Raw genomic sequence first — 22,656 nt, forward strand, 5'->3', positions numbered from 1 at the left:
ATCCTTACTCGGCTGCTTCCAGCACCGCGCCGTGGCTCGTCGCATTGGCGGTGTACTGGTCGATGCGCTTCTCGATCTCGGGACGGAAATTACGGATCAGGCCCTGAACCGGCCATGCGGCTGCGTCACCGAGCGCACAGATGGTATGACCTTCGATCTGCTTCGTCACCTGGAACAGCATGTCGATCTCGCGCTTCTGGGCATTGCCACGAGCCATACGCTCGAGAACGCGCCACATCCAGCCCGTGCCTTCGCGGCACGGCGTACACTGGCCACAGCTCTCATGCTTGAAGAAGGCCGAGATGCGGGCAATCGCCTTGATGATGTCGGTCGACTTGTCCATGACGATCGCCGCTGCCGTGCCGAAGGACGACTTGACTTCGCGCAGGCCGTCGAAATCCATCGGGCAGTCGATGATGTCAGCCGCCGGAACGACCGGGCACGATGCGCCGCCGGGAATGACCGCAAGCAGGTTGTCCCAGCCACCGCGAATACCGCCGCCGTGCTTTTCGACCAGCTCGCGGAAGGTGATGCCCATCGTCTCCTCGACCGTGCAGGGACGGTTGACGTGACCGGAAAGCATGAACAGCTTCGTTCCGACATTGTTCGGGCGGCCGAAGGACGAGAACCAGCCGGCGCCGCGACGCAGGATCGTAGGGGCAACGGCGATGGATTCGACGTTGTTGACGGTGGTCGGGCAGCCGTAAAGGCCCATATTGGCCGGGAACGGCGGCTTCAGGCGTGGCTGGCCCTTCTTGCCTTCCAGGCTTTCGAGCAGCGCGGTTTCCTCGCCGCAGATGTAAGCGCCGGCGCCATGATGAACGTAAACATCAAAATCCCAGCCGAGCTTATTGTTTTTGCCCAGCAATCCGGCATCATAGCATTCGTCGATCGCCGCCTGCAGTGCCTCACGCTCGCGCATGTATTCGCCACGAACATAGATGTAAGCAGCATTGGCACCCATGGCAAAACCGGCGATCACGCAGCCTTCGATCAGCGTATGCGGATCGTGGCGCATGATGTCACGGTCTTTGCAGGTGCCGGGCTCGGACTCGTCGGCGTTGACGACGAGATAATGCGGGCGACCGTCGCTTTCCTTCGGCATGAAGGACCATTTGAGACCGGTCGGGAAGCCTGCGCCGCCACGACCGCGAAGGCCGGACGCCTTCATCTCGTTGATGATCCAGTCACGGCCTTTTTCGAGAATTTGCTTCGTGCCATCCCAATGGCCGCGCGACATTGCGCCCTTGAGGGATTTATCCTTGAGGCCGTAGATATTGGTAAAGATGCGATCCTGATCCTGTAACATGCTTCACCTCTTACCGCGGCTTCTTGCCGAAGACCTTGATATATTCCGCTTCGCCACCCTTAGCGAGTGCCTCAGCCTGCTTGACCCATTCATCGCGCTCGATACGGCCTTTGAAATTCAGATAGCTGTCGACCCAATGACGCTCGGCCTCATGCCAGCCCGCGATCTGCGCGAAGGTAAAGATGCCAAGCTCATGCAAGGTGCCTTCGATCTTCGGGCCGACGCCTGAAATGAGCTGCAGATCGTCCGGCTGCGCCGGCCGTTCGATACCGGCGGGGCGATCCTTGTCGTCAAGCGACGGCTTCTTCGCAGCGTCAGCCTTCTCCGACGCAATCTCGGACGGCGGGGGAGCCACAACCTCGGCGGTGGCCTTGGCCGTCTTGCTCGCCGAGCTCTTTGCCTTCGCCTCATCCGACAGGAGAGACGTCAAGCCGCCTTCCGGAGCGGAGAAAACGCGATCGATCTGCGGGCCGGTCTGAATTTCATGGCCCTTGCCTGCGGCGAAGGCATCGATGATCTCTTCGAGACGTGTCGGCGTCAGATCCTCATAGGTATCCTTGCCGATCACCACCATCGGTGCGTTGACGCAGGCGCCCTGACATTCGACCTCTTCCCAGGAAAGCGTGCCGTCGGCGTTGCGCTCGAAGGCGTGGTCGTTGATCCGGCTCTTGCAGATCTTGATCAGCCCCTCAGCGCCGCGCAGCATGCAGGGCGTCGTGCCGCAGACCTGAATGTGGGCGCGCGTACCAACGGGGTTCAGCTGGAACTGCGTATAGAAGGTCGCGACTTCGAGCGCCCGGATATAGGCCATGTCAAGCATGTCGGCGATCGTTTCGATAGCCGCCTTGGTGACCCAGCCTTCCTGCTCCTGTGCGCGCATCATCAGCGGGATGATCGCGGATTGCTGGCGACCATCAGGATATTTCTGGATCGTCTTTTCAGCCCAGACCGCATTCTCCGCATTGAAGGCGAAGGCGGCTGGCTGGAATTGATCTTCGGCTAGTCGACGAACGGACATCTTTCACGCCTTATCTCAGTTTAAGGACCCACACCGCGTATTCGTCAGAGACGAAAATTCGCAGGCATAGGCCGACTGGTCTTTCTGCATAAACACAACGAACTTGCCGCCATTCGGCACGGCGGCCTTGATTTGGTAACCGCGAGAAAGGAGGTCCGCCATGGTCGAATCTCCACCCGACGTGACCTCGTTTCCACCCTTGGCAGAATTCGTGCTCGTCGCATTCGAATTCTGCAGATTGAGGGTCGGCAGGCCCTGCGAGTTGATGGTCTGCTGTGCCGAAGCACCGCAGGCAACCAGAAGCGCTGGAATGAGGACCTGCCAGCTGCGCATCAACGATCCACCTCACCGAACACGATATCGAGCGAACCGAGCACGGCCGCGACGTCGGCGAGCTGATGACCGCGGCACATGAAATCCATGGCCTGCAGATGCGCATAGCCCGGTGCACGGATCTTGCAACGATACGGCTTGTTGGAACCGTCCGAGACGAGATAGACGCCGAACTCGCCCTTCGGCGCTTCGACAGCCGCATAAACCTCGCCGGCCGGCACGTGATAGCCTTCGGTGTAAAGCTTGAAGTGGTGGATCAGCGCTTCCATCGAGCGCTTCATCTCGCCGCGCTTCGGCGGGACGACCTTGCCATCCAGCGACGAAACCGGTCCGGTCTTGGCATCACCGAGCAGGCGATTGACGCACTGCTTCATGATACGGACAGACTCGCGCATTTCGATCATGCGGATGAGGTAACGGTCGTAGCAGTCGCCATTCTTGCCGATCGGAATGTCGAATTCGAGATCGGAGTAGCATTCGTAAGGCTGCGCCTTGCGCAGATCCCAGGCAGCACCCGAGCCTCGGACCATGACGCCCGAGAAGCCCCAGGCCCAACAGTCTTCCAGCGAGACCACGCCGATATCGACGTTACGCTGCTTGAAGATGCGGTTACCGGTCAGAAGGTCGTCGATATCGTCCAGTGCCTTCAGGAAGGGATCGCACCAGTCGCCGATATCCTGAACGAGCTTTTCCGGAAGATCCTGGTGAACGCCGCCCGGACGGACGTAAGCCGCGTGCATGCGCGAGCCGGAGGCACGCTCATAGAACACCATCAGCTTTTCGCGCTCTTCGAAGCCCCAAAGCGGCGGCGTCAGCGCACCGACGTCCATGGCCTGCGTCGTGACGTTCAAAAGATGGGAAAGGATACGGCCGATTTCCGAATAGAGCACGCGGATCAGCTGGCCGCGGATCGGGATGTCGATGCCGAGCAGCTTTTCGACGGCCAGGGCATAGGCATGCTCCTGGTTCATCGGCGCCACGTAGTCGAGGCGGTCGAAGTAAGGAACGGCCTGAAGATAGGTCTTCGTCTCGATCAGCTTTTCCGTGCCGCGATGCAGCAGGCCGATATGGGGATCGACGCGTTCCACAATTTCGCCGTCCAGTTCGAGGACAAGACGCAAAACGCCGTGCGCAGCCGGGTGCTGCGGGCCGAAATTGATGTTGAAGTTGCGAACGTTATGTTCTGTCATGGCGGCGATGCTCGCGTTTTCAGAATTTCAGAGAATGGCAGGCCGAAGCCCGCCACACGCCAACAATCAGGCCTTCGCCTTCTCGTCGCCCGGGAGCACGTAGTCGGTGCCCTCCCACGGCGACAGGAAGTCGAAGTTGCGGAATTCCTGCTTCAGTTCCACCGGCTCGTAGACGACGCGCTTGGCGGCATCGTCGTAGCGGACCTCAACGAAACCGGTCGTCGGGAAGTCCTTGCGCAGCGGATGACCTTCGAAACCATAGTCCGTCAACAGGCGGCGCAAATCCGGGTGGCCGGTGAAAAGAACACCGTACATGTCCCAGGTTTCGCGCTCGAACCAATCAGCGCCGGGATAGACGGCACAGGCGGAAGGAACAGGCTGATCTTCGCCGACCGGAACCTTGACGCGGATGCGCAGGTTCTTCTTGGGCGACAGCAGATGATAGACCACGTCGAAGCGCTCGGCGCGCTGCGGCCAGTCGACACCGCAGATATCCGTCATGTTGACAAAGCCACACTTGGCGTCGTCACGCAGGAAGGTCAAAAGGGCGATAACGTTTTCGGTCGTCGTCGTCACGTTCAGCTCGCCATACTTGATCTCGCTCGAGGAGATCAGGGCGCTGCGAACTTCCGTGAGGTAGGCGGCGAGCTCGTTCAGGGCTTCACTCATGATACCTTGTCCCCTGCCTTACCGTTCGATCGTGCCGGTGCGCCGGATCTTCTTCTGCAGCAGGAGCACGCCGTAAAGCAGCGCTTCTGCCGTGGGAGGACAGCCCGGAATATAAATGTCGATCGGAACGACACGGTCGCATCCGCGCACGACGGAGTAGGAATAGTGATAGTAACCGCCGCCATTGGCACAGGAGCCCATCGAGATGACGTAACGCGGCTCGGGCATCTGGTCGTAGACCTTGCGGAGCGCAGGAGCCATCTTGTTGGTGAGCGTGCCGGCGACAATCATGACGTCGGACTGGCGCGGCGAAGCGCGCGGCGCAAAACCGAAGCGCTCAACGTCGTAACGCGGCATGGAAACCTGCATCATCTCGACGGCGCAGCAGGCGAGACCGAAGGTCATCCACATCAGCGAGCCCGTACGCGCCCAGTTGATCAGCTCATCGGTCGAGGTGACCAGGAAACCCTTATCGGCGAGCTCGTTGTTGATCTCGCCGAAGAACGGATCGTTGCTGCCAATCGGCCTGCCGGTTGCGGGATCGATGATCCCCTTCGGCTGCGGCGCCACGAGCGTCGTGTTGCTTGGGGCTACTCCCATTCCAGGGCTCCCTTCTTCCATTCATAAATAAAGCCGATGGTCAGCACCGCGAGGAACACCATCATCGACCAGAACCCGAACCAGCCGATCGCACCGAACGAAACGGCCCACGGGAAGAGGAAGGCGACTTCCAGGTCGAAGATGATGAAGAGAATCGATACCAAGTAGAAGCGGATATCGAACTTCATGCGGGCGTCATCGAATGCATTGAAGCCGCATTCGTAAGCCGACAGCTTTTCCGAGTCAGGCGCCTTGAAGGCGACGGCAAACGGCGTGATCAACAGCGCCAGGCCGATTACCAAGGCAATACCAATGAAAATCGCTATCGGAATATAGGAACTGAGCAGTCCAGTCATCATGTCCATCCCTGCTTGCGATCAGCGCCGGGGCGGCGCATCTGAGCAAATGCCCAGCAAGCGAAAGAGCGTTGCAACAAAGCCGTGGTTAGCGCAGCCGGAGCGCGCGCGCAAGCCTTTTGAATCTGTCCGTTAGGGTACTATCGAGCGGTAGATATCAATGTGTTGCGACGGCAACGCGACAAATCGGCGCTGATGCGAAAAGGCTCCTTCGCAATCGCAATAAATTGATGTTTGATTGTAATGGCTTGGAGAGAATGGCGCGAGTGACGGGGCTCGAACCCGCGACCTCCGGCGTGACAGGCCGGCACTCTAACCGACTGAGCTACACCCGCATTTCATTTCAAGCATTCCAGATGCTTCCGCACCCATCAAAGCGGCCCTCGCCGTTCGATGAGCGGCTAACTACGGGGTTCGTGTTTGGGTGTCAAGCAGGTTTGAATACAAATCGATGACAGAGTGCGAATTGTTTTGGACAAGCTCGCCCGCAACTTTCCGTTCCGGCGATTTGGCATGGCAGGTTCCCGCTCCACGCATTTCATCCGCGCCTGATATGCACAGGGGCGATCCGGCAAGCCTCACTCCCGCTCATGTGGATGAGCACGATCGGAGGGGTGCAAAATTCAAAAAAATCAAAAAATCTTCACAAACACTCTTGCGGTTTGTCGTCGTTCCGCATAGATCACGGCCACCGAACGCGACGGGCCAATGACCCGCTTCGCAGAAGGGCGATTAGCTCAGTTGGTAGAGCGCCTCGTTTACACCGAGGATGTCGGGAGTTCGAGTCTCTCATCGCCCACCATTCTTCACGAATTCGATAGTCAGTTTAGTTGGCCGCCGGCGGTTCTTTGCGCTCACGATGAGCGATGCTTCGCGCCCAACGCCTGCGTTTCAGTAGTTCCCGAGAATAATGACGGCCAGAAGCACCACGGAAACAAGCACGAGGGCTGCGATAATCATCAGCAGCTCCTTCAACATGAATCGTTCCATCTTGCTGTCATCCATGGCGTTTGCTCCCCGCAAACCGTTATTCACATTCATTCCCAGTGTCGAATCGCCGCGCTGAGTTCCGCGTCAGTGCACATGTAAGGGACCGCATTGTCAATTTCAGCCTGAAGACCTCGCAGCGCTACCAATTCTTCTTCCATTACATTGCATCGCCGTTACGGCACATGAAGCTTTATCGGCCGCCGCCTCAGCGGCAGGTCGATGTAGGCGTCAGGCAGATTGACCGTCCGTGACAATAGTCTTTCGGCAATCTGCGCGGCGGCGGCGCGCGCGCCCTCCCCGGAGCAGAAGTTGCCGCGCACCTGTACGGCCGCGGCCAGCAGACGAAAGAATGCGTCGCGCAGCGCCGGCGACGGCGGCATCGGCTCCAGCCAGAATCGATCCAGGCCGCCCTGATCGCTCAGTCCATCGATATCGTAGATCGCAGCCCCCAGCGCTTTGACAGGTTTCCCCGCCTGCAGCGCGGAAAGCGCCGCAGTCGAGTTGACCGTCACCATGCCCTGGCTGGCGGCAATCAACCGATCGAGACTGCCACCATCGATCAGATGGATGCGAGGCGACAATCCGCATGAGGCGCCGATGCGATCAACATAGGCCCGCCAATCCACGAGCCCGTTGTCGAGCGGATGGAGCTTGAGGACGAGATGCGCGTCGGGCGTAGCATTCTCCGCGAAGGAACGGAGAATCAGCCGAATAGCGTCCTGCTGCTGATGAAAGGGCGAGTGCGCTCGCAACTGAAAATCGGTCTGAAGCTGCAACGGATAGACAAAGAATCGTTTGCCGCCGGCAATCAGATCCTCGATCACACCCTCTGCCTCTCGTGCCCTCCTGCCGCTGGAAGGAAGTTTCCTCAGCCAGCCGGCATATTCCATCAAGGGATGGTAAAGCCCGTGCCGCCGATAGCCGGGATAGAGAAACCACAGAAAGACGGTCGGGAGATAATAGGCGAGATCGTAAAGTGCTTCCGCCAGGAAAGTCTGGCTGTAACGGCGTTTCCAATCCGGTTCCGGCAGCTTGGACGCCGCCTTCAATATATGGTCTGGATCGACCGGAAAATGCGAATTGGAGGAGAGGCCGTCTCGCTCGAGTGTCACCCAGTCCGGCCGCAAATATCCCATCTCGACGACATTGACTGTAACGCCAGCGCGCCGAGCCTCCTCGATGGCGACCTGATGATAGGGGCGCTCTTCGCCGTGCAGGATCAGGTCGGTGACGTTCTCGGCCTCGATTCGCTGCCTCACATGGGCGCGCCATCCGGCAAGATCGCCGCGATAATTGGAGGCGCCGCGCCAGCGCCAGGAAATCCAGTCCCCGGCATTCAGGTTGATGCGGATGCAACGGCTGCCGGCCATTTCCAGGATCCTGGCGATCTCGACGAACAACGGCGAGGATGGCCCCTGCAGGAACAGGAAGACGCGCGCGGGGGCAGTGCCCTCCCCGCTGGGCATCACTCCGGAACCTCGGTGGCAAGGCCCGCATAGTGCAACAATGTACCGAACAGGTTCCAGGGGGCCTCTTCCTGCGACGGCTGCGGCTTTTGCGAATGGGCGCGCGCTCGTCCAAGCGGAACGATGATGTAATCGGTGCGCGGATCTGGGAACGGATCGGCAAAGGCCTTCAGCAAGGGCGCATGATCACCATAGAAAAGCAGCCAAACCGGACGGTCCAGCCTATCGAGGTGATGGGCGAGATTGCCGAGCGCGTGATCGGCGCGCATCAGGAGCTCGCCATAGATATCCACCGGATTGACGAGGTCGCCGCAGCGGCCCGGCTCCCAGGGGCCGTGATTCGCCATGGATGCGACAAAGAGGAAATTCTTGCCCGTGCCATCGTCGTCGATCGTCCGCATCACGCTCTTCGTCAGGGAGAGGTCGCTGACATAAGGGCCATCGCGCTCCGGATTGTGATCGAACTCGTCCAGCATCATCATTCGGTCGAAGCCAAGCTGCGGCAAGGCCTTATGACGGAGGAAGAACGTCTTGTCGTAGGGATGGATGAACTGTGTCTTCCAGCCTGCCTTCTTGAGCCGAGCCGGCCAGACCACATCCTTGTAGTGACTGGCGCGCAGATAGGGGTAGCTGGCATCGATATGCACATTTTCGGGCAGTAGCCCGCTCAGCACTGCAAATTCGGTCCGCAGCGTATAGCCGCCCTCGAAGACGCTGGTCATGCGGCCCCATTGCGCGGCCTGCTCGCGCAGACGGTCGAGATTGGGCAGCTTGATATTGTCGACGCCGAAATGTCTCAAATCGATGAAGGATTCGGATTGCCAGACGACGATGAGCGGTTCGTCTTCACCATGCTCCCAAAGCTCCTGAAGCGCCGACATGAAGCGCCCGGACAATTCCGCGACGATCGCCTCGCGCCGGACACCGACCCAGATGACGAAATGAAAGACGACCGAGGCGAAGGTACCGAAGCGCACCGTATCGATCTTAACGTCAACCTTGCCGAGAAACTTCTGTGTGAAACGGCAGACCGGTTCGCTGACGACCCTGCTGAACAAAGCAAGCCATGGCGCGAAGGCGACAACCAACATCAGCAGGACCCATAGCAATTGGTTCGACGCCGGCAAAACCGATGGCTCAAGATACATGTAGAGGCCGCTGAGGCCGAAAACATAAGCGAAGGCGATGATCCAGAAGACGATGTTTAGCGAGGTCGCGTAGAAGATCTCCTTGTATTTGAAGACGTCCACGACGAGCGCGATGTCCGAAAAAACCAGAGGCTCACGGATAAACTCGAACTTCGCCCTCGATATGCCCGTGAAGATGACGAAGAAGCTGATGACGGCCTGCGTGCTGTAGAGCGGGCGCCAGGAAATGGCGAAGAAGGCGACATAGATCAATATGATGACCGGAATCCTTGCCGCCCAGTCGCAGGCCACCCGCCGCCAGCTTCTTTTCGGGCGATTCTCGGCGGTGATGGTCGCCGGCATGGCGAAAGGATCCGTCAGCAGGACGATGACGCAGGAAAACGCGAAGCAGGCAAGCGTCAAAAGAACTGGAAAATCATGAAGCTTCAAGATTGCGCCATCCAAATGCCCGCCGCCTTCGCAGCATTTTTCATATCCGCGAGGAACGGGCCGCCAATTGCCTGACTTACCTTCTCTTGCACGTGTTTCACCGACAGCGCAACACCGGTAGTTGTTTCGTATTACTTATCACTATCAAAGCCTTGCTCGGCGGTATCGGCAAGACCAAGATCCCCCTCCTCACCAAATATTTTTCGCGTCTTGCGCGAAAACCACCATAGCAGCGGCGGTTTTATCAGTGGGCCGAAAAATGCAAGCGCCGTCAGCGAAAATCCGAAGTGGATTCTTTGTTTGCCGCGATCCAGGCCGTGGACAATTTTTGCCGCGACCGCCTCCGCACTCCACGGTTTGACGGACCCCATCAATATTTCCGCTTCGCGAGGTCTGAGAGAGATTTCCCGACGATATTGCGGCGTCATTGTATCGGGTGGGAAGCAGACGGAAATCTTTACCCCCGAAGCACCAGCCTCAGCACTCAAAGCCTCGGCAAAACCCTCCAACGCCGATTTGGACGCGCAATAGGCGGTGTAGCCGAAGATACCGATCAAGGCCGCGCCCGAAGAGATCATCATGACCCGGCCGTCACGCCGGCTCTTCATGCCCTTATAAACAGAGCGAACTGCATTGGCCGTCCCGAGGACATTGATGGAGATCTGCTCATCGAAAACCGATTCCGGCATTGCATCGAAGGCACAGGGCTCGACGATACCGGCGGAGGCTATGAGGATATCACAAGGACCGAAGGACGCTTCGCAAAGCTTTACCGCCTCCATGGTCTGACCGGCCGAGCCTACATCAACGGCAGCCGTCCGGATAAAGGCACCATCGACACCGGGAAGCGCTGCGATCTGGGCACGTGCCGCTTCGAGGCGCCCCATATCGCGAGCAAGAAGAGAAACCCGAGCGCCTCTGGCCGCATAAAGCTTCGCTACCGCCAGACCAATTCCGCTTGAACCTCCCGTGACGATAACGTGCATGAGACGATCGCCCCCGAACTTACGAGCTGCCTGGGGCCTGAGCCAGGGGCAGCAACTGCATCATCTTGTCCATATCCAGCGAGGCAAGACCGAAATTGCGGTCCTTCAAGCTCTTGAGTTTTTCGGCCGTGAGCGCGACCGCACGCCGGATCTGCTCCTCGGTGTGATTACAGGTGATGAAGAAACGAAGGCGAGCCATACCCTCCGGCACCGCCGGATGGATGATAGGCAGCACATTGATGCCTTCGGCGAGTAGGTCGTTCGAAAGCTGCGCCGCACGAAGCGAATCACCGACGATGACGGGCACGACCGAGTGGCCCATGCTGAGGCCGGTATCGAGACCCGCAGCCTTCGCTTCTTTGAGGAACAGATGACCGTTACGCCTGAGCCGCTCGGTTCGCTTCGGCTCGGACTTGAGGATATCGAGGCCAGCGATAGCGGCGGCGGCGAGAACGGGCGAAAGGCCGACGCTATAGACGAAACCGCCGGCCTCCGCTTTCAGAATATCGGCAAGGGCGCTGCTGCCGGCGATGTAGCCGCCGCAGCTCGACGTGGTCTTTGACAACGTGCCCATCCAGATATCGACATCACGCGGGTCGAGATCGAAATGCTCGAAGGTGCCGCGGCCCGTTTTTCCGAGAATGCCGAGCGCATGCGCCTCGTCGACCATCAGCCAGAAACCGTAGCGCGCCTTCAATTCCAGCAGAGCTGGCAGATCGGCGATATCGCCATCCATCGAATAGATTCCTTCGACGATGACGAGGATGCGCCGAAAATCCGATGACAGCGTCTTCAGGATATTTTCGAGGCTGTCGACATCGTTATGCTGGAACAGCCGGCGCGCCGCGCCGGAAAGCTTGATCCCGGCAAGCGCACTGTTATGAATGAATTCGTCGTGGATCACGAGATCCTGCGGCCCCATCAGGCAGCCGATCGCAGTGACATTGGTCAGGTAGCCGCTGACGAAGCAGACGGCGGCATCGACGCCATAGACCGCGGCGAGCCCACGCTCGAGCTCGACATGATCAGGTCGCTCTCCTGCAACCAGCCGGCTTGCCGAAGCCGAGATTCCGAAGCGATCGATCGCCTCTTTGGCACGTGTGGCAACATGCGGGTCGGTATTGGTCGCGAGATAGTCATAGGAAGCAAAATTGACGAACTCGCGCCCGCCAATGTGCGTCGTCGCGCCTGCCGCTGCATCGTGTGACCGGTAGAAGGGATTGGCAACACCGAGCAGTTCGCCCGCCATGCGTTGCGTTGCGACGCGCTTATATTCAGGCAGATCCTCGAAACGCGGAGCCTGACGCGACTGTGCCTGCGGCTGTCGGTTGAGCCGTTCGGTTCGATTGCGGCCGGAAGATTCGCCGACGCGGCGCATCTGCTCGAGCAGCTTGCTTTTCTTCTGCTCCGCCGGATTGCCATCTTCGGCATCAAACGTGGTCACTGGACGGCCCTTTTTTCCTGTTCTGAGGCATGGCTGCGCGCCAGACGCTCGACCACGCCGTCATCACCTGCCGCGTCACCATTGGCATCATCACCATTGCGATTCATGACACGATCACGCAAACGGCTAACGACATCGCCTACGGTCGTACCCTCGCCGACGCCACTCAAGGGAATATCGAAGCCGGTCTTCTGCTGGAAGCTCATGCCGAGTTCCATGGCCATCAGGCTGTCGAGGCCGATATCCTTCAAAACCTTGTCGGGAGTCACTGTGTCCTCGGTCACGCGCAGGATGGCGGCAATCTCCGCAGCGACGAGCGCATGCAGGGCGGCCTGAGCCTCCCCTTCCGATTTCCCCTTGATCAGCTCCTTGAGATCGATGCTGTCGCCCTCGTTCAGAGCTTGATGGCTGCCCGCATGCCGCATCAGCGGCTCGAACAGCGACCGGCCGGAGATCGGCAGCAGGCGAACGGCGTTCCAATCGATCTCGGCGATCATAACCGCTGCGGCATCGACCGCACCTCTGTCGGCCAGCATGTAGCGCTCGACCTGCTCCAAAGCGTCGCGTGCCTTCAGCGCCGCCTTGCCGATGCGCTTGGAGAGGAGATCATTGACCTCGATGTTGCGGGCAAGGAATCCCTTATCGGCGATGGCGCCGAAACCGACAGCGAGCGCAGGCCTACCGACGGCCCGACGCGCACGCGCCAGGCCCTCAAGATAGCCATTTGCCATCACATAGTTAGCCTGACCGGGATTGCCGAGCATGGTCGTTGCCGAGGAGAACAGCAGGAAAAGCTCCAGCTTGTCGTCGCGCGTCAGACGATCCAGATTCTCGGCACCACGGATCTTGACCTCGAGAACGGGGCGATTGCGCTCTGGCGTCAGGTTGGCAAGGAGCGCGTCGTCCAGAACCATGGCGGCATGAACGACACCCTTCAGCGCTCCTTCGGCGCGAAGCGAGGTAAGCAACGTTTCGACCGCGACAGCGTCCGTGATATCGCAGGCATGCAGCGTCGTCACGACACCTCGCTTGGCCCAATCGGCGATCGCTTTTTTCGTTTCCGCGTCGGCAATGCCTCGGCGCGAGCACAGCGCTATGCGGCGCGCACCCTTCGAAACAAGCCAGTCGGCGGCAGACAATCCGAAGCCGCCAATGCCACCCGCAACCAGGAAAACGCCCCTGGCATCGAAGCGCAGGCACTTCGCAGGCGCCCGCAGGACGCTGTCGATACCCGCAGCAGGCGGGCGCACCACGATCTTGCCGATATGGCCGGCATTCTGCATCAGCCGGAAAGCATTGCCGATCTCGTCATAAGCGAAGGCGCGATATGGCAGCGGCGTCAGCTTTTCCTCAGCGAAAAGCTGACCGATCTCCCTGAATATGCGCCGTGTCAGGTCGGGTACATTGACCAGAAGTTGATCGGCATCGATACCGAAATAGCTGACATTGCGCCGGAACGGACGTAGGCCGATCTTGCGGTCGGCATAATAGTCACGCTTGCCAAGCTCCAGGAAACGACCGAAAGGCTTGACCAGCTCGATGCTCCGCTCCATCGCTTCCGAAAAGAGCGAATTGAGAACAAGATCAACACCTTCACCGTCCGTAAGACGCCGCACGCCGGACACGAAATCCAGCGAGCGGGAATCCAGCACATGATCGGCGCCGAGCATCTCCAGGAAACCACGCTTCTCGGCCGTGCCGGCCGTGGCGATCACCTTGGCGCCCCGATGCTTGGCAATCTGGAGTGCTGCCAGGCCGACGCCGCCTGCAGCTCCATGGATCAGGATGGTTTCGCCCGGCTGAATGCGTCCAAGCTCGACCATCGCATAATAGGCGGTCAGAAAGGCAACCGGCACGGTGGCGGCGGCAACGGTTTCCATCTGCTCCGGCAGCTTTGTCACGCCATCGCGATGGACGCGCACATGGGTCGAGAATGCGGCAGGCCCGATCCCCATCACCTTATCGCCCGGCTTGAGATCATTTACCGCATCGCCCACAGCAAGAACTCGTCCGGCGAATTCCATGCCGATCGTGGCACCAGCAAAGCCGTCTTCCAATGCTTCCTCGGGCAGAAGGCCCATAGCCCACATGACATCCCGGAAATTCAGGCCGGTGGCTTCGACGGAGACGACAATCTCTCCTTCATCGAGTGCGGGAAGGCTCGTCTCCTCCCAGGCCACGCTATCCAGACGGCCGCCCACATGCTGGCGGATCGTTGCCGCTGTGAAATCACTGCGGCTTGCTTCGATGGCATCGAAGGGACCGGCCACGGCTCGGATTTCCAGGACCTTACCCGTCCCGCGATCCAGGAACCATTCCCTATTATCCGTTTCCGCGGCCATCAGGGTATCGATCACCGAGAGCGTTCGACTGTCAGCCGTATCGGCATCCAGCAGATGCACATCGAACGTGTCATATTCGTTCTGAAGGACGCGGCTGAAGGCCCATAGGCCGGCATTGGCATCATCGACAAAGCCAGCCGACAGCGGAGAGCCGCCGGGCGCCACTATGACGAGTCGAGGCCGCGCTCCATCGCTGCCTTGCGACAACAGGCTCGCCAATTGCGTAAACGCCGAGAGACGCGACAGCGAGAGCTCCGCTGCATCGCCGCGCTTCACATCCGCAAGATAAACGACGCGGCGAGTATCCGGATCAATCGCATCGAGGGCGTCGACAAGATCCGGAGACGATGCGTCGAGATCGATGACCGCTATATTCTTGCCCAGCTTGCCGAAACCCTTCCCGCCCTGCTCCGACAAGATCAGGATCGGATCGACGGCTTCTACGATAATGGCCTCTTCCGGTTGCCGTTCGGATACGGCCGACACGCTGATCAGCGCGCCTTCGGGGAAGGTCCATTCGCGGATCAGAGGCTTGGCAAAGCCCATACTACCGAGAAGATCGTCAATCTGCTGAGGCGTACCCAGCCGTCCGACTGGGAATTCCGGTGACTGACTATCGGCAAACCAGCCTTCGGACAGGCCGAAGACGAAATCGTTGAATGCACTCGGTGCGCGATCGGCGAGCAGCAGCTGTGCGCCGCCGGCCGCCACCGCCCGGACCATCCGCTTGATCTCGTCATTGTGGCGCATCAGATACTGGCTCTGATCGCCGGAGGCGACCACGATGTCGGCAACATGACGATCGGTCAGCCCGACCGGATCGGCCACAATAACATGGGCGTCACGCTCGAAGGCGATCTCCAATGCTCGGCGAGCTTGCTCGCGCGGCTCGGCGATCACGAGACATGCGCCTGCGGCCGCAGCGATCGTTGCCAGCTTTCGACTGAAAGCCACCGAGACAGAGCCGAGCTCAAGAACGTGCCCGATTGCACCGGCATTGGCTTCGATGGAGGAAGCCAATGCCTCTGCCAACATCGACAGCCGTCTCTCACTCAAGGGAGAATGAACAAGCACATGCTCCAGCGTCGCCCCACCCGGCATATTTGCACCTAGGGCCGCAGGCTCACGCTCCAGCACATGCGGCCGTATTATCGCCAGATGCTCAAGCGTCTCGCGATAGGCGTCGCCAACGAGGACACTCTCGGCCACGCGCCCGGCGTCCTCGCGATAGATTTCCTGCAGCAACTCCGCCACCGGCGGCAACGTCGGCTCCAGTGGAACATGCCACTTGCCATCGCCCGTTTCCGCGATGCCGGCGTCTTCCAAAATGTAGAGGCAATTGACGAGGAAAGACCTGAACTCGGGATCGCCGGGAAGGCCGGAGAATGCGACAGTGCCGTTGCGGTCGGCCACCTTCAGCGCAATATCATGGCAGGCCCGATAGATTGCAGCATCGAGAAGAAGGCTTGCATTATTGAGCTCATGGCTCTCACCAGAGTCGCCGTGCGATGAAATCGGCCGGATGCCGGCGCTAGGTCTGTCTCCGTCGGAGAAAAGAACCGAGGGCATGCTCTCATAATGAAAAGCGACGGAATCGAGCGTCGCCCTGCGACGCAACTGCGTGCGGCGGAAACGGCAATCGTCAAGAACGACAAGCGGCCTGCCATCGGCATCAAACAGGGTGAAACGGGCCTTGATCGAATTCGCGCTGAACCGCTCGATCTCGATGACGGCTTTGACGATCGGTCTTCCCTTGCCGAAAGCTCTCACGGTGCCGAAGTGCACGGGAATATAGGGGGCACCGGTTTCATCGCCGGAGAACTGATCGAACAATGCGACGAGGCCGTGAAACGCCGCATCGACCGACATGGGGTTGAGATTATGGCGGCCGAACGGGTGGGACGGCGGGGCGGCTGGTTTCAAATCCACTTCGATCACATGATGGCCGAACGCCACGGCTTTCGACAGAAGCCGGAAATTCGGGCCGTACTGCAATCCGAAACGTTCCGCCGTTTCGTAAGTCACATCGGAGCTCAATGTCGATTTGCGCTCTTTGCCCGATCGCTCGAAGGTTTTATTGCTCCCCTCGCCCGCCAGCGGCCTGCGGCAACGTCCAACCACGTGAACCGTCCATTCGTCATGGCTGAGGCGTTCGCGCGACCGGATCTCGATATCTCCGGTCTCAGGCGACAGGATGGTCGACAGTTCGACCATTCGATCCTGGGATAATTCGAGCGGCCGGATGATTTCGAGATTGCCGATTTCAACCTCATCTATCCCGTAATAGCGTTGCGCCGCCGTTACCGCGATCTCGACGAAGCCGCTGCCCGGCATGATTGCCTTGCCATCAACCACATGTTCGGCAAGGTCCGGGAAAAGACGGGCATCAAGATGGTTCTTCCAATTCGAACCGTTAAGATCGGCACGCCAACCGAGCAGCGTATATGGGCTCTTGTGATCCCGACCGAAGATATCGATTTCGTCCGTCGTTGGAGGGGTGCGAAGTTCCACCGGCTCGAAAGGCAGAGGCGGCAGATTGACGAAGGCGTTGCGGGTGGCGCTACCGCGCCCACGCAGCGCAGGCGCTCCGTTGGCGACTGCACGCGCAAATGATTGCGAAACCGGATCATGGTCAGCGACGGGCGCCTCCCGCAGCAAGGTCGGTATCGCGATGACCTGAACCGATGCCTGTTTGGCGATCTCCGCCACATAATTCGAAAGGATCGGGCGCGGCGAAATCTCGATGAAAAGGTTGCATCCCATTGCCATGGCGGCCTGACAACCGGCCTTGAAGAGCACGGGATCACGAACATTGCGCCACCAATATTGCGTATCCAGCAGCCGCCCGTCGCGCAGTTCGCCTGTCACGGTCGAAATGAAGATCCCCGTCCCGCTATCCGGTGCGAGGTCGGGCAGATCCGCAAAAAACGCCTCTTTGGCGCGATCGATAATAGGATGATGGAACGGATAATTGATATCAAGGACATGCGCGACGATCTGAGCCTTGCGCGCAGCGTCCCTGTAGGCCTCTATCTCATCGGCCGGACCTGAGATCGTTACCGAATTCGGAGCGTTGATCGCCGCGATACATATATTGTCGAGACCCCTGGATTTCGCAAAAGCCAGCGCGGCATCCTCGCCAAGCACAACGGCGGCCATCTTGCCCTCGCCGGCAAGGAGATCCTGATGCAGCGAGCGCTTGGCGACGATTGCAACCGCTTCGGCAGCTGTCAGCGCCTTGGCGGCATATGCGGCTGCGATTTCGCCGACCGAATGGCCGAAGACCGCATCGGGCTTGACCCCCATGGACCATAGGCAATCAGAAAGAGAAGCCTGGATTGCAAACAGCAATGGCTGCGCAATCTTGGTATCGGCCAAGCGTGCGGCAACATCGGAAGCGACCAGAACATCGGTCAGCTTCTCGCCAAGATAGTACTCAAAAAGCGCACTGAAGGACTGAAAGCATTGCCGGAAATGACGGTTTTCCTGATAGGCTCCGACACCCATTCCCGCCCATTGCGAGCCGTTGCCGGAAAAGACGAAGGCGATCTTGGCGGCTTGCGCTGGAGCTTCGCCTGCCTCGCCGAGTGAACTTTTGCCTGCGAGATGCGCATCGATCGCGGCAAGCACGGCGGTGCTGTCCTTTGCGCGGGCTGCAAAGCGGTGGCGCATGGGCTCGCGATTGGCGGCAGCGGAAGCAACAATCTGACGAGCCTCCTTGGGCTCGGCAGCCTCAAGACGGGTCCTGTAGTCTTCGAGCAGTGTCGAAAGAGCCGACGCCGTGTGAGCGCTGACGGCAAAAACGACTCCTTCGCCCCGGATTGGCGGCTCCGGCGGCGCAATCGGATCGGGGTCACTGATGACAACGTGAGCGTTCGTTCCGCCAAAGCCGAAAGAATTGATCCCGGCAAAGCGCGCCTGCTTGGCAGGAAGAAGCTCGATCGTTGATGTGTTGACCCGAACGTTCAAACCCTCGAAGTCGATGGACTCGTTCGGATGATCGAAATGCAACGAAGCCGGAAGGAAATTGTTCTCCAGTGCGATGACGGCCTTCAGCAGCCCGAAAAGGCCGGATGCAGGTTCGGTATGGCCGATATTCGTCTTGATCGAGCCAATCGGCACCGGAGCGCGTCGATTGCGTCCGATAACCTCGCCGATCGCCCATATTTCGGCGGGATCGCCGACCTTCGTCCCCGTTCCATGCCCCTCGATAAAGGCGATACGATTGACATCGATATTGCGGCCTTCATAGATCGACTGAAGCAAGGCGGCCTGCGCCTCACGGGACGGCATGGAAATGCCGTTGGTGCGTCCCGAAGAATTGACGCCAACCGCATGTATCCTGCCATAGCTGCGGTCCTTCTCGCGCAGCGCAACGTCCGTCCGGCGCAACACGATCGCCGCACCACCTTCTGCGCGAACATAACCGCGGCCGTCGTCGTCATAGGCGCGGCAGAGTCCTTCCGGCGACAGCATGCGCGCCTGGGCAAAACCCACGAAGGACATGGGGTTGAGCAAGATATTGATGCCGCCGACAATCGCCGTATCGATCTCGTCGCCTTCCAGCGCCTTCACCGCTTGGTCGAGCGCGACCAGCGACGACGAACAGGCGGTGTCGATCGTCATGCTCGGTCCGCGCAAGCCGAATATGTGCGAGATGCGGTTGGAAACGATGGAAAGCGTATTGCCCGTCATGAAATACGGACTACCGGAGGCGGGGTCCTCCAGCGTCAGATTGCCGTACTCAAGGGAGGATGCTCCGACATAGACGCCGACGCGCTGCCCCTCGAATCCATCGATCGGCAGGTTTGCATCTTCCAAGGCGCGCCAGACTATATTCAGCAGGATGCGCTGTTGCGGATCCATCTGCATCGCTTCGCGCTGGGAAAGACCGAAAACCGCGGCATCGAAAGCGTAGACATTATCGAAGACGCCGGCTGCAAAACTGTAAGTCTTTCCTTGAATACCAACAGCCGGATGCCAAAAGCGCGCGAGATCCCAGCGCTCCTCTGGTATGCGGCTTACGGTGCAACGCCCCTCCTTGAGGACAAGCTGCAGTTCGTCAATCGAACTCGCCCCAGGGGCAACGCTTGCGCGTCCGATAATTTCAACTGTCATGATCTCTCAGCAATACTCGAAGAAGTGCACCAAACTGGCCAAATTCAATATCAGCTGCTCACATTATTATCTGTGGTTGTTATCGACAAAAAATTTGCGTGTGCAACCAATATGCGGCGGCGCAACAACCGATGCAATATGCGATCTCTTACACTCTTCAGTCCAAGTCGAAGATCGCAGCTATTGCTTGCGACGATTGTCTTGTTTTCCGCAAGTCAGTTCGCGATGAATTTCCGTTGCCGACAAGGCACGATCCGTCACAATCATACAGATGTCGGCATCCGCCAACGAATGGAGGCGCAGGTAGACTAGACAGAGCCACTGCCCCTCCATTTTTCCAGGATTACTGCCCCAGATTCACCGCTGTTGCTGCCCCCTGGGACGCGATACCTAGCGGCGTACCAATAAGATTCAAGAACTTCCTGATGTCGACGGACGGATGGCGCGACACGTAGATGGCCTATCACGCGACCGGCGTGCATCGCCACGAGCACGAGTTCCTGAGGCCGATCGTCAGAGCCGCGATGCAAAAGCACAGCAATCTGCATTTCGAGGTCTTTGCCGCCGGCCCGCTTGCCCGCCGCTGGGCTCGGCAAGGGATCGACGCGGCGAGAATGTCGATCATCCCGCCGCTCTCCTGGCCAGCCTACCTCGCCAAGACAACCCATCACCAAGCCGATATCGCTCTGGCCCCCCTTCTACCGGGAAGGACGAATGCGAGCCGCTCCGACACCAAGCGTATCGACATCAGCCGCCTGCAGGCCGCAGCCGTGTTTTCTCGATGCCCGACTTTCGAACGCTGCGCTGTCACCGGAGAGTTTCACATCGGCAATACCGCTGATGAGTGGTTGGCTGCCATCGACCTGCTGGTCGGCGACCGCGAGCGTCGGCTCTCCGCTCGCGATGCCACGCGGCACTCGATCGAGACAATGCGGCGGCACGCGAGCCCGGCATTTCCCGGCATACGTTTTGAACCTCTCAGCGGCATAGGCTAAAGCAGGATTTTCGCGGGCAAGACCCCTCTCACCATATAGATGAAACCAATATTTCGATGACACTCAAAATCGTACCGAACGCCGATCTTGAACGGGAAATGTCTGCTGATGCCGATCTAAGCCTCTGGAAATCCCTGGGGGACGATCCCGCATTCGAGATCAGGTTTCCGCCCGTTCGCAAGAGATTGATCGTCATTGATATCGCCGCAATCGATGAGCCCATCGATCCGAAGTTCTATATCAATCGCGGTTATGGCTTTCGCGAAAAGGATACGGTTTCCTTTCCGCAAGGGCAGCGCTTCATCATCACAGCGGACATCGGTTCTGTTGGTACCATCTGTGCCCTGCGGGCCGATCCGGCCACGTTCCCGACTCGCTTCCAATTTTCTGCTGTGGCTTTTACGTCCGCAAAGTCCGCGGAGAAATATATAACCGACAGACTCGGAGCGGATGAAGGAACCAGACGCATCGACCTTGGCAAACTGCCGCAACATTGGATGAAATTGCCCAGGCTGCGTTTCGGGCGACGGCGTCCAAGCCTGACAGTGCAATATGCCGAGGCGAGCTATCGGCTTGCTTCCGATCTGGAGACCGTTCCGGTATCGGCAACGGTGGGGACCTGGATCAGCGTCGTCGTCCCGGTTTACGACGCGCCGCCTCACTATCTGGACGATCTCGTCAGATCCTTTGAAGCACAGGGCGAAACGGGCGCCGAGCTCATCCTGAGCGATGACGGCTCGACGTCGCCGGAAACGCGGCAGTGGTATCAAAGCAGGCAATCAAAAGACAATGTCCGCTTTGTGTTGAACGAGCGCAACGGCGGCATCGCGGCCGCCACCAATGCGGGCCTGTCCCAGGCACAGGGGCAATGGATCGCCTTTCTCGATCATGACGATGTCATCGCACCGCATGCCTTCAAGATTATCAGGCGGACGCTGGAGCAAAATCCAGATGCGAATTTCGTCTACACTGATGAGCTGGTGGTCGATGATACCTTGAAGCCAACCGGTGTCATGCTGAAGCCAGCCTATGATTCCGTGCTGCTGACCGGCGTCAACTATATCAACCATTTTTCCATCTACCGCCACAGCCGCCTTCGGGATATCGGCTATCTGCGCATGGGTTATGACGGCTCGCAGGATTATGATCTGCTGCTACGCTATCTGGAGGGCGTCCCCGAGGATAGCATCCTCCACCTGCCCTATCCGGCTTACTGGTGGCGCCGCAATGGCAAGACCTACTCGCGCAAGTTCATGGATGTCGCTACCGCGAACGCCAGAAAAGCGCTGACCGAAAGGTTCGAGCAACGGCAGCAGAAGATAGCCGTGGAAGGCGCGCTCACCAACACCCTGCATCGGGTCACCTTCGAAGCTCCACACACGTGGCCGAAAATCTCGATCATCATCCCGAGCAAGGACAATTTCGATCTGATTTCGCGCATCCTCGGCGACCTCTTCGAAAAGACGGATTATCCGAACTTCGAAGTCCTGGTCGTCGACAACGGCTCCACGGATCAATCCGTCCTTGATCTCTACGAGCGCTACCGCCGCAGCGAGCCGCGATTTTCGGCAACGGTCAAACCGGAGGCCTTCAATTTCTCGCGCTCGGTCAATCGCGGCCTGCAGGCGGCGACCGGGGAACATTATCTAATCCTGAACAACGATGTCGAGGTCATCGAGTCGGACTGGCTGAAGGAGATGGTCTCCTGCGTCGCCTATGACAGGACCGGCATCGTCGGCGCCAAACTGCTCTTCTCCAACGACAAGGTGCAGCATGCCGGCGTGGTGATCGGCTTCGGCGGCCTCGCGGGCCATTGGTATATGAACAAGCCGAAGGAGTTCGGCGGTCCGATGAACCGGCTGCATGTGCGCAACACGATGACCTGCGTGACCGGAGCGGTGATGCTGATCTCGGGCGACTGTCTGCGGAAAATCGGCCTTTTCGACGAGGAGAATTTCGCGGTCGCCTATAATGACGTGGATTATTGCCTGCGGGCATACAAGGCCGGCTATCGCATCGTCTGGACGCCCTTTGCCTGCCTCTATCACCATGAATCGCTGTCGCGCGGCTCGGACAAATCCGGCGAGCGGAAGAAGCGCTTCGAACAGGAAAAGCAGAACTTGCGCCGGCTGCACGCCACGCAAGAGTTCATCGACCGCGCGCTGAACCCAGCCTATAGCCGCGACAAATCGGATCCGAGGATCGTGGTGCCGACGCGGCTGTATATCCCGTCGATGCCGTAGCGCAATTTGTCGGTGAACCG

The 22,656-nt window shown here is 59.1% G+C and carries 14 protein-coding genes and 2 tRNA genes; 3 read left to right on the forward strand and 13 right to left on the reverse strand.

Annotated features, from left to right (window positions below):
* Positions 1-4: 4 nt before the first annotated feature.
* The 8 genes from nuoF to AC13Q5_RS03020 all read right to left on the reverse strand — a co-directional run bounded on the left by nuoF (position 5) and on the right by AC13Q5_RS03020 (position 5,810).
* Positions 5-1,309, reverse strand: a complete 1,305-nt coding sequence (nuoF, locus tag AC13Q5_RS02985) for an NADH-quinone oxidoreductase subunit NuoF (RefSeq protein WP_149636600.1) — start codon at positions 1,307-1,309, stop codon at positions 5-7.
* Positions 1,310-1,319: 10 nt separating this feature from the next.
* Positions 1,320-2,327 (reverse strand): NADH-quinone oxidoreductase subunit NuoE, encoded by a 1,008-nt coding sequence (nuoE, locus tag AC13Q5_RS02990; RefSeq protein ID WP_488500804.1) that lies wholly within the window; start codon positions 2,325-2,327, stop codon positions 1,320-1,322.
* Positions 2,328-2,342: 15 nt separating this feature from the next.
* On the reverse strand, positions 2,343-2,660 hold the full coding sequence (locus AC13Q5_RS02995; RefSeq protein ID WP_075852282.1) for a hypothetical protein: 318 nt from the start codon (positions 2,658-2,660) through the stop codon (positions 2,343-2,345).
* Positions 2,660-3,850, reverse strand: coding sequence for an NADH-quinone oxidoreductase subunit D (locus AC13Q5_RS03000; RefSeq protein ID WP_047627059.1), 1,191 nt, complete (start codon positions 3,848-3,850; stop codon positions 2,660-2,662). Before AC13Q5_RS03000 ends, AC13Q5_RS02995 begins: the two co-directional genes overlap by 1 nt.
* A gap of 66 nt (positions 3,851-3,916) precedes the next feature.
* Entirely contained in the window at positions 3,917-4,519 is a 603-nt protein-coding gene (locus AC13Q5_RS03005; protein WP_075852281.1) for an NADH-quinone oxidoreductase subunit C, read from the reverse strand.
* 18 nt (positions 4,520-4,537) lie between these two features.
* Entirely contained in the window at positions 4,538-5,119 is a 582-nt protein-coding gene (locus tag AC13Q5_RS03010) for a NuoB/complex I 20 kDa subunit family protein (protein WP_488500805.1), read from the reverse strand.
* Entirely contained in the window at positions 5,110-5,475 is a 366-nt protein-coding gene (locus AC13Q5_RS03015; protein WP_034489570.1) for an NADH-quinone oxidoreductase subunit A, read from the reverse strand. Before AC13Q5_RS03015 ends, AC13Q5_RS03010 begins: the two co-directional genes overlap by 10 nt.
* Before the next feature lie 258 nt (positions 5,476-5,733).
* Positions 5,734-5,810: transfer RNA gene (locus AC13Q5_RS03020), tRNA-Asp, on the reverse strand.
* Between the two features lie 391 nt (positions 5,811-6,201).
* On the opposite strand from AC13Q5_RS03020, the gene AC13Q5_RS03025 reads away from it, so the two are divergent.
* Positions 6,202-6,277: transfer RNA gene (locus tag AC13Q5_RS03025), tRNA-Val, on the forward strand.
* A gap of 361 nt (positions 6,278-6,638) precedes the next feature.
* Here the strand turns inward: AC13Q5_RS03025 and AC13Q5_RS03030 are convergent.
* The 5 genes from AC13Q5_RS03030 to AC13Q5_RS03050 all read right to left on the reverse strand — a co-directional run bounded on the left by AC13Q5_RS03030 (position 6,639) and on the right by AC13Q5_RS03050 (position 19,398).
* On the reverse strand, positions 6,639-7,931 hold the full coding sequence (locus tag AC13Q5_RS03030; protein WP_488500806.1) for a capsule polysaccharide biogenesis protein: 1,293 nt from the start codon (positions 7,929-7,931) through the stop codon (positions 6,639-6,641).
* On the reverse strand, positions 7,931-9,508 hold the full coding sequence (locus AC13Q5_RS03035) for an LTA synthase family protein (protein ID WP_488500807.1): 1,578 nt from the start codon (positions 9,506-9,508) through the stop codon (positions 7,931-7,933). Before AC13Q5_RS03035 ends, AC13Q5_RS03030 begins: the two co-directional genes overlap by 1 nt.
* Positions 9,509-9,639: 131 nt before the next feature.
* Positions 9,640-10,494 (reverse strand): SDR family oxidoreductase, encoded by an 855-nt coding sequence (locus tag AC13Q5_RS03040; RefSeq protein WP_488500808.1) that lies wholly within the window; start codon positions 10,492-10,494, stop codon positions 9,640-9,642.
* Between the two features lie 19 nt (positions 10,495-10,513).
* Complete coding sequence (locus AC13Q5_RS03045) at positions 10,514-11,872, reverse strand: aminotransferase class I/II-fold pyridoxal phosphate-dependent enzyme (protein WP_488501159.1); 1,359 nt, start codon at positions 11,870-11,872, stop codon at positions 10,514-10,516.
* A 62-nt stretch (positions 11,873-11,934) separates the two neighbouring features.
* Positions 11,935-19,398, reverse strand: a complete 7,464-nt coding sequence (locus AC13Q5_RS03050) for a type I polyketide synthase (protein WP_488500809.1) — start codon at positions 19,396-19,398, stop codon at positions 11,935-11,937.
* Positions 19,399-19,853: 455 nt separating this feature from the next.
* On the opposite strand from AC13Q5_RS03050, the gene AC13Q5_RS03055 reads away from it, so the two are divergent.
* Positions 19,854-20,393, forward strand: a complete 540-nt coding sequence (locus tag AC13Q5_RS03055) for a hypothetical protein (protein ID WP_488500810.1) — start codon at positions 19,854-19,856, stop codon at positions 20,391-20,393.
* Between the two features lie 56 nt (positions 20,394-20,449).
* A complete protein-coding gene (locus AC13Q5_RS03060) occupies positions 20,450-22,636 on the forward strand; it encodes a glycosyltransferase family 2 protein (protein ID WP_488500811.1) in 2,187 nt (728 codons plus the stop codon).
* Positions 22,637-22,656 lie beyond the last annotated feature (20 nt).

This window comes from Martinezella sp. CNPSo 3964 (assembly GCF_057784375.1).

Coding starts and splice junctions, on each gene's coding strand:
- nuoF (WP_149636600.1), bottom strand. CDS start 1,309: ATGTTACAGGATCAGGATCGCATCTTTACCAATATCTACGGCCTCAAG.
- nuoE (WP_488500804.1), bottom strand. CDS start 2,327: ATGTCCGTTCGTCGACTAGCCGAAGATCAATTCCAGCCAGCCGCCTTC.
- AC13Q5_RS02995 (WP_075852282.1), bottom strand. CDS start 2,660: ATGCGCAGCTGGCAGGTCCTCATTCCAGCGCTTCTGGTTGCCTGCGGT.
- AC13Q5_RS03000 (WP_047627059.1), bottom strand. CDS start 3,850: ATGACAGAACATAACGTTCGCAACTTCAACATCAATTTCGGCCCGCAG.
- AC13Q5_RS03005 (WP_075852281.1), bottom strand. CDS start 4,519: ATGAGTGAAGCCCTGAACGAGCTCGCCGCCTACCTCACGGAAGTTCGC.
- AC13Q5_RS03010 (WP_488500805.1), bottom strand. CDS start 5,119: ATGGGAGTAGCCCCAAGCAACACGACGCTCGTGGCGCCGCAGCCGAAG.
- AC13Q5_RS03015 (WP_034489570.1), bottom strand. CDS start 5,475: ATGACTGGACTGCTCAGTTCCTATATTCCGATAGCGATTTTCATTGGT.
- AC13Q5_RS03030 (WP_488500806.1), bottom strand. CDS start 7,931: ATGCCCAGCGGGGAGGGCACTGCCCCCGCGCGCGTCTTCCTGTTCCTG.
- AC13Q5_RS03040 (WP_488500808.1), bottom strand. CDS start 10,494: ATGCACGTTATCGTCACGGGAGGTTCAAGCGGAATTGGTCTGGCGGTA.
- AC13Q5_RS03045 (WP_488501159.1), bottom strand. CDS start 11,872: ATGCGCCGCGTCGGCGAATCTTCCGGCCGCAATCGAACCGAACGGCTC.
- AC13Q5_RS03050 (WP_488500809.1), bottom strand. CDS start 19,398: ATGACAGTTGAAATTATCGGACGCGCAAGCGTTGCCCCTGGGGCGAGT.
- AC13Q5_RS03055 (WP_488500810.1), top strand. CDS start 19,854: ATGGCCTATCACGCGACCGGCGTGCATCGCCACGAGCACGAGTTCCTG.
- AC13Q5_RS03060 (WP_488500811.1), top strand. CDS start 20,450: ATGACACTCAAAATCGTACCGAACGCCGATCTTGAACGGGAAATGTCT.